Here is a 13,802-nt window from a genome sequence, read left to right as displayed (position 1 = left end):
ACCTGCCGAAGCGAACCCGGCGAACCTTAAGGTCATCTTTTTACGCGCGCGGCTATGATGGCTATTACGATGTCCGAAGCTTGCGGGCGTACCCGCGGGCGCGATGATCTGAACTGGAGGAAAACAATGGCATTGGAAGAAGTTGGAGAGCGCCTCGAAGGAAAAGGGTGGTTGGGGCTGCTCATCGGCGGCGTGATCCTGGCGCCGGCGGTTCCGGCTGTCGCCAAGCATCTGCGCCCGGCAGCCAAGAAGGCGGTGAAGGGATACTTCACGGCCACGGAGAAGGCTCGCGAATGGTTTGCCGAGACGGGTGAGCAGTGGCAGGACCTGGTGGCGGAGGCTAAGGCCGAGCATGAGCAGGGCGACAACGGCGCCGAAATGATGACGCTGGAACCCGAGCCCGCCCCGAAGCCTGCAGCCCGCCGGCCGCGCGTCAAAGGCCGGTTCATCAAGGCGAAAGAGGAAACTCCGGAGGAACTGCACACCGAACCGGCGTGAGAGTTCTTCCGGCATCGGGTCGTGGGCGCGGTTCGCGTTCACGACCCGTATTCGCGCGCCGGCAACCCGCGGCGACTGATCGGGGCAACTCTATGCCCCAACGTATTATCTACGGACAACTACCATGCCCGACCTCATTTCGCTGATAGTCGAACACGAAGTTCCCGGGCGGATCCGGCTCCAATGTGTGGGGCTGAAGGGTAACCCATCGTTGGCGGAGAGTATCGCTTCGATGGCCGATGTGCTTCCCGGGATTGAAGGTGTCTCCATACGAGCGATGACCGGGTCGGTCGTCTTTCAGTACAGCCTCGAAGAGACATCGCCCCACCATTTTGTGGAATCGCTGCGGCGGCACGCTCACGTTCGGCGCCGACCGCACGCGGCCCGTCCGCCGGAGATGCCTGTCGGCGCCGAGATGATCCACGCTGTTCGGCGGTTCTGGACGCACGCGGACCATCGGCTGGCCGGCGCCTCTTCCGGAAAGGTTGACCTCCGCTCCACCCTGCCCTGGCTTTTCATGTTCGTTGGAATGCGGCAGTTGGCGATCAACCCCGACGTGGCAGCCCTGCCTTGGTACACGGCCTTCTACCATTCCGTGCAGACGATCTTCATGTTCCGCGATGAAACCGAGCCCAATGCGCCGGAAGACGACGCGCTCCTGGAAGAACTGGCCGTGTTGACCGAGGGCGAGTAGCGCCCTTACGCCTCCCAGCCCAGGCTTGGCTTATGCGCCGCCCAGGCGTCCTGATGGCGCAGTACGGGCAGCGTAATCCCGCGCGACCGGCCGAGCCCCCAGACGGTCGGCAAAACAGCGGCAACGGCTGCGATCGCGTAATCCACCAGTCCGAGCGGCGCCACATGCAACAGGCGCTGCGATGGGCCGAAGTGGTTGACGCCGATTTGAAGGGCCACGGTCGCGCCGATGGTGCCCCAGAGGGCGCCGTGCCGGCGGATGTTGTCTTTCTCCGACGACGCGCTCCAGACCGCTGCATATAAAGCCTCTCCGATGGTCACAGCGGCGAAAGCCGTCGTTGTGGCGGCGATGCCATAACCGTGGATACTCGCGGCGGCGAGGAAAGCCGAGAGTGTGCAGGCAGCCAGGACGCCCGCGTCCTGCATCAATCGTTTCCCCTCGTGCCGCCCGATGAGCGGCGTACCCGGGGCACGCGGGGGCTGGCGCATCACATCCTTGTCCGTCGGTTCCAGGACGAGGGCCAGCGCCGGGAAGACATCCGAAATCAGGTTCATCCAGAGAATCTGGATCGGGACGAACGGGAACGGGATGCCGACCAGCAGGGCCACCGCTGCGACAATAAGCTCCGAAACGTTGGACGCGACAAGGTAGCTCAAGGCGCGGCGGATGTTGACGAAGATGGCCCGGCCTTGTTCAATCGCTGCCAGGATCGAACCGAAATCGTTCTGGGTTAGCACGACGTCGGCCAGTTCCTTTGCGACGTCGCTGCTGCCTTCGCCCATGGCGATCCCAATGTCCGCGGCTTTCAACGCCGGGCCGTCGTTGATGCCGTCTCCCGTCATCGCAACTATGTGCCCGCTGGCCTGAAGCGCTCGGACTATCCGCAGCTTGTCCGCGGGAGACACGCGCGCGAATGCCGCGACGCGCCCAACGGCGGCGGTGATCTCCTCCGCGGACATGGTCTCCAGTTCGTGCGCTTCCATCACGGCTTGCCTGCCCTCGGTGAGGCCCAGGCTGCGCGCCACCGACAGTGCAGTCCCGCGCTGGTCGCCGGTCAGGATGATGGTTCGGATGCCTGCCGCGCGGCTGCGCTGGATGGCTTCGATGACCCCGGGGCGGATCGGATCCTCCAGGCCCACGAGACCGAGCCAGACAAGGTCACGCGGTTCTGCATCCGGAGACGCGTCGGCGGGCAGGCCGCCTTGAGCGAAGGCCAGGACACGGAGGCCATTTTCCGCCATGCTGCGGTTCGCGGCTCGGTATCGGTCCCTGTCGTCCGGCGAAAGGGGAACCGGCGCCCCGGAACTATCCATTTTGTGGGTGCAAAGGGCGAGTACCGACTCGGGCGCTCCCTTTACAGCAACCAGCAACCGGCCTTGCGGGTCCTTGTGCACGCTCGTCATACGCGTTTGCCCGGGCTCGCGGCGCGGCGCAAGTGCGAGCGGATACGATGAGCGCAGGTCCTTATACCAGTACCCCGCCGCATGCGCGGCCAGCAGAAGCGCGCCCTCGGTAGAGCTGCCGCTGACCTTGACCCCGTCCGGAGCGTTCCACAGTTTGGCCTCATTGCAGAGGACGCCGACCCGCAGCATCGCATCCAATGGCGTTTGCGATTGCGGGTCTACGCGATGGCCGTCCAGCGAAAACTCACCGGCAGCGTCCCCATTGCGGTAGCGGAAGACGCAGTCTTCCCACCAGTAGCACGACGCGGTCATACGATTCAGCGTGATCGTGCCGGTCTTGTCGACGCACAGGACCGTGACGCTGCCAAGAGACTCGACGGCGGGCAGCCTTCTGATGATCGCCTTCCGCCGGAGCATGCGGCTCATGCCGACGGCCAGCGCCGTTGTTGCGGTTGCCGGAAGACCTTCCGGAACCGCCGAGACCGCAAGCGAGATAACGGTCTGGATCGTCTGGAAGGGTGGCAGCCGGCGCAGCAGGGCGATTGCCAGGAGGCCGAAAGAAACCCCCATGGCGCCGATGGAGAGCACTTTGCCCAAACGATCGAGTTCGTCCTGCAGGTGCGTCCGTGGCGTTACAGCCTCCTGCACCATCCCCTGAATCCGCCCCAGCTCCGTGTCTTTTCCGGTAGCCAGGACCACCGCCCGCCCGCGGCCGTCAATCACGGACGTTCCCTGGAACACAACGTTCTGAAACTCGTGGACGTGCTTCGGCGGCGCAGTCGTATGGCTGTGCTTAGCCACTGGCTCGCCTTCGCCGGTGAGCATTGCCTCGTTGACGAGCACATGGCCCTCAATCAGCCGCGCGTCCGCGGGAACGATGAAGCCGGCCCGCAGACGAATGATGTCCCCCGGCGCCAACCCAGTGGCAGGCACCACCTTACGCTCGCCGTTGCGGACGACATGCGCCTGCGGGAATCCGAGTTTGCGGAGAGCCTCGATCGCGCCTTCGGCGTAACGCTCCGTAACGTAGCCGATGATGCCGTTGATCAAGAGCACGGCCCCGATCGCCAGCGCATCCGCCGCGAAACCGGTGGCGGCAGCGAGGCCCGCCGCGCCGCCCAGCAGCACCGTCGGGACCGATATGAACTGCTCCTTGAGTATCTCGCCGGATGGCCGCCGCCTGCCGATATCCAGGGCGTTATTCGCCTGGGCCGCCAGGCGCCGTGCGGCTTCCTCGGGAGCAAGCCCGGTCTGCCCGCGCACGTCCATCTCGAGCAGCACATCCGGAACAGAGGCGGCGGCGGCCCACTGGTATGTCTCCCGCGGCGGGCGGCGCCTCGCCCTTCCAGCGCGGCGCGGCGACGATCGGTCCCATCCCGGCGCAAGGGTTTGGCCCGGCGCAATCACCAGGTCCACGGGCTCGTCGAGGAGCTCTCCCATGGCCCGCACCAGCGTGCGGATGGTCTGTTCAACCGGATCAAACTCAATCAGCACGGTGCACAGGGCCGTGTTAACTTGAACCTCGCGAACGCCGTGCACGGATACGAGCCCTTCGCCAAGCCGTGCGGCCGCCTTGGGCCGGCGGCGTAGCCATTGGATGCGGAAGCGGGCGCGGCCGGGGACGGCGGCGTGGATGAGTTCCACATGCACGGCTTCAGAGGCGTGAAGCGTGGACGAAGGGTTCGAATGGCCGGGGCGGCGAGCGCCACCGTTGTCGGGATTCGGAATCCTCACGTGAACGGGCTGCGGCGGCGTTGGTTCGCCTACCAGCAAGCCGTGCTCGACGGCGATATCCCGGAGGACGGCATCGTCGAAGCCCACGGCGCAATGTACGACAAGGCTTCGGCTTGTCTCGCGATACTCTACCAGTTGGACGCCCTCCGCCGAGCGGACCCCGTCGAGGAAGCTTTCCGGAGGCGCGCCGGCGCCGGCCCAGCGCAAGCGCAAGCGCCCCGGCGATTGATGTGCTTTCTCCAGCAGGTTGGCGTGTCCGTTTATCACCTGTGTCTCCGGTAGGCGGCCCACGCCAGGGTCGCGCCCGCGGCGACGCCGCGGCCCAGCACTCGCGCGGTCGCCTTTCCACCGCGCCAGGCGCCGCGGGCGATGAGGCGTCCGAACCCCCGCGCCACGGTATTCATCGCGGAGATGTCCCTGTTCAGCTGCGCCTCGGATACGCCGTATTCAGACATCAGCTGTGCTGCCAGGTCTGGAGGGCAGTGCCGAAGCGCCGACCGGATGCCATACAGCAGGACACCAACGTCATCCAGTTGCCCCAGAACCGGTATAATGTTCGGAACCAGGTCGACGGGCGCCAACTGGTAGAGCACGCCACCGAGGAGCCCCGCTTTGTGCCGTCTCGGGATCTCGCTTGAGCGCGCCAATTTCCAGCCGAGGCGGACGTAGTTCGGCATTCGGATCAGGACTTTGGCGAAAACGCGCTTCCAATCCTCGGTGACCGGCGCCGGCTTGCCCCCATGGGTTGCCACGCGTTATACCCCCACGGTCTCAAGCGTCGATGCGTCATCGCTTTTCGCGTCCGCCTGACGGCGAAGCCAGTGGCGGTACAGGTCCATCGCGGTGATCACGATGAGCAGCACCGTGCTCAATCGAAACACGCGATTTACGAGAAGGTCTCGAACCCACGACAGCATCACCACAATAAGTAGCGCGGCTTCAACATCCTGCCACAGAGCGTCTTTGGCGTCATCCGAGCGCCTGGGCTTCGGCTCAAATACGGGCTTTGGCGGCGGCGGGTCTACAATCGTCACGCCAAGTTTGGCGGTGGCCGCCCTCACAGTGTCCGCCGTGAGGGACGAATCCCCGAGCAGCAACACGGAGCGCGTGGCGAAACGACACTGTACCTCACTGACGTGTGGAAGCGCCTCCAACCGGGCCAGGAAGGGATGAGGGGGCGCGTCGTCGCCGCGCCAGCGCAGCCGGATCCTCCCCGGCATGGCATGGGCAAGCTCCATTACGTAGGTATCGGTCATCATTATTCCTTGCGTCACTGCGACCGGCCTGGGCTGCCTAAGAACCGATTAAGCATTGCTTATGCCTGTTCCCCCAGCCCGTCGATGGTGGTATCTTAATTGTGGGAGCGGCGAAAGGCGCGTTCTTGCCCGCCGCAAAGCAATATGACAGAACTATACCCAAATAGGGCAGGCACCGACCATAAGGTAACTTCGGCCCGGCGGAACGGTCGCACAATCGCCGCTGACCGCGGCCGCCTTTCCGCTATCCCATCGTTTTCAGTGCATGCCGCCAACAGGTCGGACGATAGCGGCATCAACGGCGGCAACACCGGCATCCTGACCGGTGCAGCGGCGCCCGTTCGCCAAAACGATCTATTCGCAACCCGTCGCGAAACGCCATATACGCCGGCAGAACGCCAGTACAGCCAGATGGTCCAGGACACGCTGGGGAATCTGCTGGAGGCTAGCACCCGGGAGATCGTCCTGATGCGCCGGTACCACAAGGACGACAAGTTGGCTATGCTGCCGGCCGGAAAGAGCGTTGACCGGTCCGGCCTGCGGCGGCATATGGTTGAGCAAATCCTCTGCGCAACACTCGAGTTTGTGCGCGACACCTCGCCCGGTGGGCCCATCTACCAGCGCGAGACGCGCACGGGTCTGGTCGAAACCCAGCTATTCGGTACCCGTTACCCGCACATCGTTATCGAACGGGAAGACGCATACACCGAGGCGGGGAGCGAGCCCACATATACCGAGTGGCGCCTCCGAAGGACGCAGAACCAGAAGGCCGAAACGCATATGAACCGCTGGCTGGACACGGCGGACCTGGGCGTGAACCTCGTGAAAGCCTTCGCCGGAATCATCTGAGCGGATCACGCCTTCGCCCACCGCGCTATTTCGGGCAACACCATTGGGGTTGACACCCTTGTTCAAGGTCCCCGCAGCACTCGGTGTACCGCCGCCCGGCGTGGTCACGTGCCGTATTGCGCGCCACGGACCGTCCTCGGGCCCGCGACGCTATGCCGCTAAGACGATGAACGCAGGATGTCCGGCGTTCATCAATTAGAACTTCCCATTTCCCTTCAGGGGTTTGCCTCCAGCCCCGCCACCTTGCGCGCGATGCGGACGGCGTCCAAGAAATCGACTACGCCGGCGGGCGAACCGTCCACCACGTTCAAGCGCAATACTTCTGACGGAGTGGTGGGTGAAAGGCCGCCCGCGGCTTTCAGCGCCAGTACAGCGTCGGCGATCGTGAACGGCTGCAATGGTTGCGGCCCCTGGATGATCGTCACATTGTCACTTGTGTAGTTTGCGACGAAGATACGGCCGGTGGTGGTATTGAGAGCCACCGCGTACGGATTGGTCCCTGTCGGAAGGTTTACCGGCAAGATGGTATTGGTAGCGCCATCGATGACAGAAACGGTGTCGCTTCCGTAATTGGCGACATAGATGCGATTAGTGGAACCGTTCACCTGGACGGCATGAGGGTTCAGTCCGACGCCCAGCGTCTTCACCACCGTGTTGTACCCGGGGCTCAATGGGTCTGCATTGATTACGGAGACAGTGTTCCCCGGAGTATTGGCCGTCCCGTAATTCGCCGCGTACAACGTGTTGGTCCTGGAGTTCACGGCGATGGACCGGGGCTGGATGCCCACCGGTATGGTCTTTACCACGGTGTTGAGCGTGGAACTGCCTGGGTTGCCGTCGATCACGGAGATGCTGTTGCTGATATTCGTGTCTGTTCCGGCATCGGCGACGTAGACCTGGTTAGTCGTCGTGTCGGCCGCGATGTCATACGGATTCAGACCGACGGGGATGGTCTTGACAAAGGTGTCGTTGGCGCCATTGATGACGGTTACGCTCGCGCTTCCTTCGTTTGCGACATAGAGGGTATTCGTCGTCGGATTGAGGGTGATATGCCGTGGGTTGGATTCCACGATAATGGTCTTGACCACCGTGTGGAATGTCGCGCTGCCCGGACTGCCGTCGATCACGGAGACGGTTGTCCCCGGCACGCTCGTGGTACCGTAGTTCGCCACGTACACGCGGTTTGTCGCGGGGTTGACCTTAATCGTGCGCGGATGCGGCCCGACGGCGATGGTTGTGAGGACAGTGTTGTAGGTGGGGCTGCTCGGGTCTCCGTTGATCACTGATACGCTGTCGCCGAAGTAGTTTGTCACGTACACCATATGCGTCGCGGCATTCACCGAGACGGAGCGGGGGTGAATCCCTACGGAGATTGTCTTCATGACGGTGTCTGTTGTCGTTGCGCCATCGATTACGGACACCGTAGTCCCGGGCAGCGCGGTTGTGCCGTAGTTGGTCACGTAGGCGCGGTTCGTGACCGAATCCACCGTCACGGAGTGCGGCGCCGCGCCCACGGTAACGGTGGCGACAACGGTTTCTGCGCGCGCGATCCGAGTCTGCAGTATGCAGCCTGCCACCACCGCCATCGCGATGGTCAGGTGCTTCATGTATGTGCTCATTGGAGTCCCTTCGTTCAGAGAGCCCGGACGCCCGGGAGAGCCAGCCTGATCCAGGTGGCGATAGTCGGTCAGGGTAACGGGGCCGGGGGGGCCGGCACAGCCACGCCGGCAGATTTGGCCCCAAACTGAAGCCGATGTAATTTCGCATAGTGTCCGTTCATTGCCAGCAAGTCCTCCGGCGTCCCCGCCTCGGCTATGCGGCCGCGGTCCAGCACTATGATCCGATCCGCGAAGCGCACCGTTGTAAGTCGGTGCGCGATGATGAGGGTTGTGCGTCCCATCGCGGCCCTTTCAAGCGCCTCGATGACGATGCGCTCGGAACTCGCGTCCAGGCCGCTTGTGGGTTCATCCAGAATGAGAACCGGCGCGTCTCGCACGATCGCCCGGGCGATGGCGATGCGCTGCTTTTGCCCTCCGGAGAGCGTGCTGCCACGTTCGGCCACCATCGTTTCATACCCTTCAGGCAGACGGCTGATGAACTCGTCCGCGCTCGCAATAACCGCCGCCGCTTTGATCTCCGCATCGGTCGCATCGGGCCGCGCAAAGGCAATGTTCTCCCGAACGGTGCCGCGGAACAGCAGCGAGTCCTGAAGGACCATGCTGATCTGTTCCCTCAATGTGTTAAGCTGGTACTTCCGGATATCTTCGCCGTCGATCAGCACGGATCCGGAGGTCGGATCGTAGAGGCGTGGAAGCAGGCTGACCAACGTGCTCTTTCCGCCCCCGGTTGATCCAACAATGGCCACCCGCTCTCCCGGCTGTATGCAGAGGTTGATATGGTTGAGCACTGGGCGGCCCGGAATGTACTCGAAGCAGACGTCCTGAAATTCGATGGAGCCCCGCAGGCGAGGCGCGGGATGAGCGCCCTTGTGATCGGTCACTTCGCGCTGGGTGCGCAGCACGTCCGCAACCCTTTCGCCGCCAACACTGGCCTTGTTGAAGGAATAAGACAGACGCGAAAGCGCTTTCATGGGGCTGTAGAGGTTCGTAACATAGGCGAAGAACACAATCACGTCCCCGGTGGTCAGCTCACCGCTCAGCACCCGCGTGGCCCCGTACCACATAACGACGGCGAGCCCAATGGCGGCGAGCATATCCACATAGGGAGCAACTTTCGCCTGGTAGTAAACGCCTACTCTGTAGGCTTCCAGGCTGTTTTCGCTCTGGATGCGGAATCTTTCGTCCTGCTGCTCTTCCTGGGCCAATCCCTGCACCACACGGATCGACGCCAGGGTTTCCTGGGCAACCGAGGCGAGCAGGCCGTCGCTGATGCGACCCTGGCGCGCGGCGATCTTGATCCTGCGGGTGTAGCGGAACACCGTCCAGAACAGCAGTGGCGCCACGGAAAGCGCCGCCAGGGCGAAGCGCCAGTTCAGCCAGAACATCAACACGAGCATCCCGGCCAGCAGGCAGGCATTGCTCATGAGCGTGATCGCGCCGTTCTCCACCAGGTCCTGGATGGACCGCACATCGGATGTGATGCGCGTGATCAGGTCCCCCGTTCGCTGCCGATCGTGGAACCGGAGCGAGAGGCGCTGCATATGGGCGAAGAGATCCCGCCTCAAAATGTAGCCGAATCGTTGGCCGATATCGCCCATCGAGCGGGTATAGAGGTATGTCAAGACCCCGGTAGTCAGAGCGATCAGGAGGGTTGTAGCGCACGCGCCATACAGGATGTGCATCCTGTCAAGAGGAGCATGCTGGAGCCAGTGGCCGATGAACGGCACACGGGTGGCTCTGTGGGAGAGAACACGGTCGGTGACTACCTTAAGCGGCCACGGGCGCAGCGCCGTGACCATCGCGTCGCCCACCATCGCGAGTCCCGCCCAGAATAAGGGGCGCCGAAAAGGCCGCAGCAGCGGGAGGAGGTCCCACCACCACGGAGTCGCCGGGTCGCCTCTTGTCCATCTACGCAGCATTCACGGATGCCTCTTTCGTTATGGCGGTATCGAACGGGAGACGAAGAACGCCGCGGCCACCCTCGATGTTGAGCATTTGCCCCGCGGTTCCTGAAATCCCCTTAAGCCGTCGCAGCACGCTCTCGGCGCCCGCGCCTGTCAGCACCTTGGGCTGGTAGTCTACTCGGGGATCGCGATTCTTCACGTAGAGCGGATACACCGATACGGTGGTAGAAGTCGGATCGAACCGCAGCCCCACCAGCAGACCTTCACCCTTGCTGTTGCCGGATCCGAACGCAAAGTTTCCGACGCTGTAGAAAATGGGCCGGTCCCGGTAGACCTCGAATGGCTGGAGGACGTGTGGATGGCAGCCGATGACGGCGTCGGCGCCGCAGTCGATGACGAATTGCGCCTTGGCGCGGTCTTCCGCCAATGGCTCCCGCTCGTAGGGTACGCCCCAGTGGAACGCCACGACCACGCGGTCAACACGCCCTCGGAGGCGCCGTATATCATCCTCCAGCGATTCCGGCGTGTCCATGGCGCCGCCGGGGAGATCACCTATGGCGGCGCATCGTCGGTTCCAATAATAGCCGAGCAGCCCGATGGTGATGTCGCCCGAATCCATGACTACGGGCAGGTGCGCGGCTTCGGCATCCCTTCCGCCGCCGAGGGGCGCCACCCCTGCCGATTCGAGCGCATCCAGGGTCTCCAGGATGCCTTCCCGGCCGCAATCCGTCAGGTGATTGTTCGCAACAGTAACGACGTTTATGCCGGCCCGTGCGAGGGCGGATCCCGAGCGTGGGTTCGCCTTATAGGAGTAGTTGCGCGACTGCTTCTGCGCCTTTCGCGCCAGCGGCCCCTCCAGATTGGCCAGAACGACGGGGGAGCGGCGCAGGAGCGGGAGCACGGCGGCGAACGGGTGGTCGAACCCGCCGGTCTGGAGTACCGATTTGGCTCGTCCGCCCAGCATCACGTCACCGCCGGCGAGAAGGGACAACGGTGGATCCTCCCAGCGTGCCAAACGGTCCGCCAGGCCCTCCGCCGAAAGCAGATCCCCGTCGCAGGGGATTTCGTCTGCAGGCACGTGCTTCCGGAGTTTGTCTATCGGCGAAACTGCGGATTCAGGCTGCCCGCCCTCCTCGGACGCATGCAGGCGGGCGCGAAGCAGTACGTCTCTCGCGGGAGCGTTCCAGCCCGGATCGGGAGTGATCCCGCGCCGGGCGAACGCGGAGAGGAGGCTGTCGCGATACGCACCACCATACAGATCGTTGTCGGCCTGAAGCAGAGCGGCAAGCCCTGTCGCGAACTCCTGTCTGGCCCTGCATACGCCTTTCACGGTTGCCCTTTCCTTCTCCCCGTACCAGCGCCCCATAAGGTGGAGCGCTTGCAGGACAAGACGGTCGGCGCGACGGCCGTCCCCGGCCTCGGCGAGGGCGACGGCCGTTCGGAAATCCCAAAGCGCCGTTCCCCAGATCGTGCCGTTCGCATGCGCGTCGGCGGTCGGTGACGCGTCAAAATCGGCCATTGTCGCGGAGGAAACAAGGCTTCGGGCGTGAACCTCCTGTTCGTCGTGCCGGCGGTGCCACGCCCAGATGTGGGGCGTTTGAAGCATCACGGCGGCCCAGTAGTCGCACGTTCCCTCGTCCATCGCCGACTTTCGGTTGTTCTGGTTATCCGGCGCACGCAACGAATTCGCCCGGAAATCGGCGGTATGCCTTGTCAGATGGTGGCCGTATTCGTGGTACAGTATCCCGGCGTTGTGCGAGGCGTTGGCACGGTACGCGGTGCCGGCGCAATCCGGCAAAGCCCCGTGTGTCCACAACTGCCAGCCGGGACCGAGATGTATCTCACCATCAGGGGATACGGGTTCGTATTCCTGGATGTCGAACGTTCGGCTGGGCAGCCGGTAGTGTCCGCCCTGAAAAGGCAGCCAACCTTTGCTCTTCAGCACTCCGTCGCGAACCAGATCCGTCTCTGTCGCCGCATGATGGGCGTTGACCACCGCAACGATGGGCGGCAGGGATGGCATGCCCAATTCGTGAAGCAAGCCGTCCATGTACCCAGCGATGAGGTCCAGGTGATAATAGGTGTTCACCTCACCGAAGCGGGACGCTTCGATGTAGCGGGCCCGGCGGAGTGGCCCCGGGACCGGCATCTTGTCTACCCGTCCGCCTCCCCGCACCGGCTCGTACAGGAAATCCCCGTCGGCGTCCGGTTGCGCGCAGCCGACAGGTTCCGGTCGATAGGATTCCCCATCGGGCCCGCTTACGTTCAGCCAGCTCGCGTTCCTTACTCGCACGTATCGACCCCACAGGCGTGGGCGCCCTTCCTGAGAGGGTTCCAGCCGGGGAAGACGCACGATGGCCGACGCCACTCGACCGCCGAGCGGTCGGGTGGCGTCGGGAGCCCATTCGTACACGCGGCCGCGGCTCATACGGCCAGAAGCTCGTGCCGAGGGGAGTCGTCGCACTCAACGCGACCACCATGGGGTACCATGGCGCGAGGCAGGGACAGGAGGGTGTCATTCAGTACCCCGGCCTGGAGTTCCTGGGCGGTGAGACACCGCAGACCCGTCGCTGCCTCCGCTTCCTGGATACCGAGAGGGCTCATTGAAACCAGCCCGGAAACCGCGACTGGTTTCAGCCCCCACCCGTGCATAATCCCAACGCCACCGTGTACGGCCAGGGGGTCGCCGGCGGAGAATATCCACGCGTCCACGGTTGATGTAAAGCAGTGCGACTGAAGCAGCGCGGCTGTTTCACGCTCGAAGAGGCCGTCGGCGATCTCCATGACCACCCACTCCGCCCCGTGGGCGGCCGCCTCGGCGACCAAGCGGTGGTTCAGATCCAGCAGCTCGTCCAGTGAACACATGTAGGTGGACTCGAAGCCGCCATCTACGTGATTCAAAGCGACGCATGCTCCGGCGTCCAGTTGGTGCCAGGTATCTTTGCCGGCGGCGGTTCCTGTGAGTTTCACACCTGCCACTTCGTGCGTCTTTTTGAGGCCGATGACCAGGCTCATGGCGGCATGCGTCTTCCCGGAATCCATCGCCGATCCGCATACGACGACGACGCGGGGTCTTGGGCCGTCGTAAGTCGGCTCAACCGGGAAGTGCCGAAGCGAGGAGGGATAGCCGACCGAGTCGCCAAGCAGTCCAAGTAGTCGGAGCTTGGTTGGGCCGGATACGCCCGCGTGCTTGCTCTTTACCTGGCCGCAGAGGCCGCCGATGGACATCAGGTCACAGCCCTTTGATGTTTTGCCGGCGTAACCCTCGAATTGTTGGGTGGCGTATCTGTTGCCGAATACAACCGCAATCCGATCCCCCACGTGGAGCATTGCGTTGCGCCCCGACGTGAGTTCCAGACGGTTGTTCTTGCCGATCGTCTCCACCTCCGCCAACGCGATGTCCCCCGCATTGATCTTGAGGGGAAGCGGGAGCACGGTTGAGAGGCATTCGGCAGGTACGCGGCGAAGGGCGTAGGGTACTTTGATCTTCCTTTGTGTCTCACTATCGAGATGAATCATACGGGTCCTCCTAAAATCGAACTATTGCGTGCAGACAGCCCAGGAATGTTTGGCCGTTCATTGGAGAGCTGAAATGGTCTGGGGGAAGCCCATACGTCTAACTGACGGACGATCTACAGCCCAAGCTGAGTAGCCTACCGCCACGAAAGCGGTGTCAACGAAACGGCCCAGTGTGGACAGCCCAAACCGGGATGCGACGTCTGCTCCTTCGATGACCTCCCTCATCAATATTCAGTATTCTCTATATTTTCGACACCAATGGGACGATGTATGTTCCATGAGGCATTTCGACGGTGTGTTTCCCGGTTGACGGGCTGTAGACTGAC

The 13,802-nt window shown here is 63.3% G+C and carries 10 protein-coding genes; 3 read left to right on the top strand and 7 right to left on the bottom strand.

Features of this window, described 5'->3' with window-relative positions; translation table 11 throughout:
- Window positions 1-126: 126 nt before the first annotated feature.
- Entirely contained in the window at window positions 127-498 is a 372-nt protein-coding gene (locus VGM51_06795) for a DUF5132 domain-containing protein (GenBank protein HEY3412749.1), read from the top strand.
- A 124-nt stretch (window positions 499-622) separates the two neighbouring features.
- A complete protein-coding gene (locus tag VGM51_06790; protein ID HEY3412748.1) occupies window positions 623-1,192 on the top strand; it encodes a hypothetical protein in 570 nt (189 codons plus the stop codon).
- A 5-nt stretch (window positions 1,193-1,197) separates the two neighbouring features.
- On the opposite strand, the gene VGM51_06785 is transcribed toward VGM51_06790, so the two are convergent.
- From VGM51_06785 to VGM51_06775, 3 genes are read right to left on the bottom strand one after another with little or no spacing between them, the layout of a single operon-like run.
- Entirely contained in the window at window positions 1,198-4,596 is a 3,399-nt protein-coding gene (locus VGM51_06785) for an HAD-IC family P-type ATPase (protein HEY3412747.1), read from the bottom strand.
- Window positions 4,593-5,081 carry a YkvA family protein gene (locus VGM51_06780; protein HEY3412746.1) on the bottom strand — a complete coding sequence of 163 codons (489 nt, stop codon included), beginning with the start codon at window positions 5,079-5,081 and terminating at the stop codon, window positions 4,593-4,595. Before VGM51_06780 ends, VGM51_06785 begins: the two co-directional genes overlap by 4 nt.
- Window positions 5,082-5,084: 3 nt before the next feature.
- The gene (locus VGM51_06775) at window positions 5,085-5,588 is read right to left on the bottom strand and encodes a hypothetical protein (protein HEY3412745.1); all 504 of its coding nucleotides are present in this window, start codon (window positions 5,586-5,588) and stop codon (window positions 5,085-5,087) included.
- Window positions 5,589-5,729: 141 nt separating this feature from the next.
- On the opposite strand from VGM51_06775, the gene VGM51_06770 reads away from it, so the two are divergent.
- The gene (locus VGM51_06770; protein ID HEY3412744.1) at window positions 5,730-6,434 is read left to right on the top strand and encodes a hypothetical protein; all 705 of its coding nucleotides are present in this window, start codon (window positions 5,730-5,732) and stop codon (window positions 6,432-6,434) included.
- A 215-nt stretch (window positions 6,435-6,649) separates the two neighbouring features.
- On the opposite strand, the gene VGM51_06765 is transcribed toward VGM51_06770, so the two are convergent.
- From VGM51_06765 to VGM51_06750, 4 genes are all read right to left on the bottom strand, one after another.
- Window positions 6,650-8,053 (bottom strand): YncE family protein, encoded by a 1,404-nt coding sequence (locus tag VGM51_06765; GenBank protein HEY3412743.1) that lies wholly within the window; start codon window positions 8,051-8,053, stop codon window positions 6,650-6,652.
- 68 nt (window positions 8,054-8,121) lie between these two features.
- Complete coding sequence (locus VGM51_06760) at window positions 8,122-9,972, bottom strand: ABC transporter ATP-binding protein (protein ID HEY3412742.1); 1,851 nt, start codon at window positions 9,970-9,972, stop codon at window positions 8,122-8,124.
- Window positions 9,962-12,250: a CapA family protein gene (locus tag VGM51_06755; GenBank protein HEY3412741.1), complete on the bottom strand. Its 2,289-nt coding sequence runs from the start codon at window positions 12,248-12,250 to the stop codon at window positions 9,962-9,964. Before VGM51_06755 ends, VGM51_06760 begins: the two co-directional genes overlap by 11 nt.
- A gap of 131 nt (window positions 12,251-12,381) precedes the next feature.
- On the bottom strand, window positions 12,382-13,476 hold the full coding sequence (locus VGM51_06750; protein ID HEY3412740.1) for a DUF1611 domain-containing protein: 1,095 nt from the start codon (window positions 13,474-13,476) through the stop codon (window positions 12,382-12,384).
- Between the last annotated feature and the right edge of the window lie 326 nt (window positions 13,477-13,802).

Source organism: Armatimonadota bacterium (genome assembly GCA_036504095.1).
Classification (GTDB): Bacteria; Armatimonadota; DTGP01; order JAKQQT01; family JAKQQT01; genus DASXUL01.
This window is presented reverse-complemented; position numbering and strand designations above follow the sequence as displayed.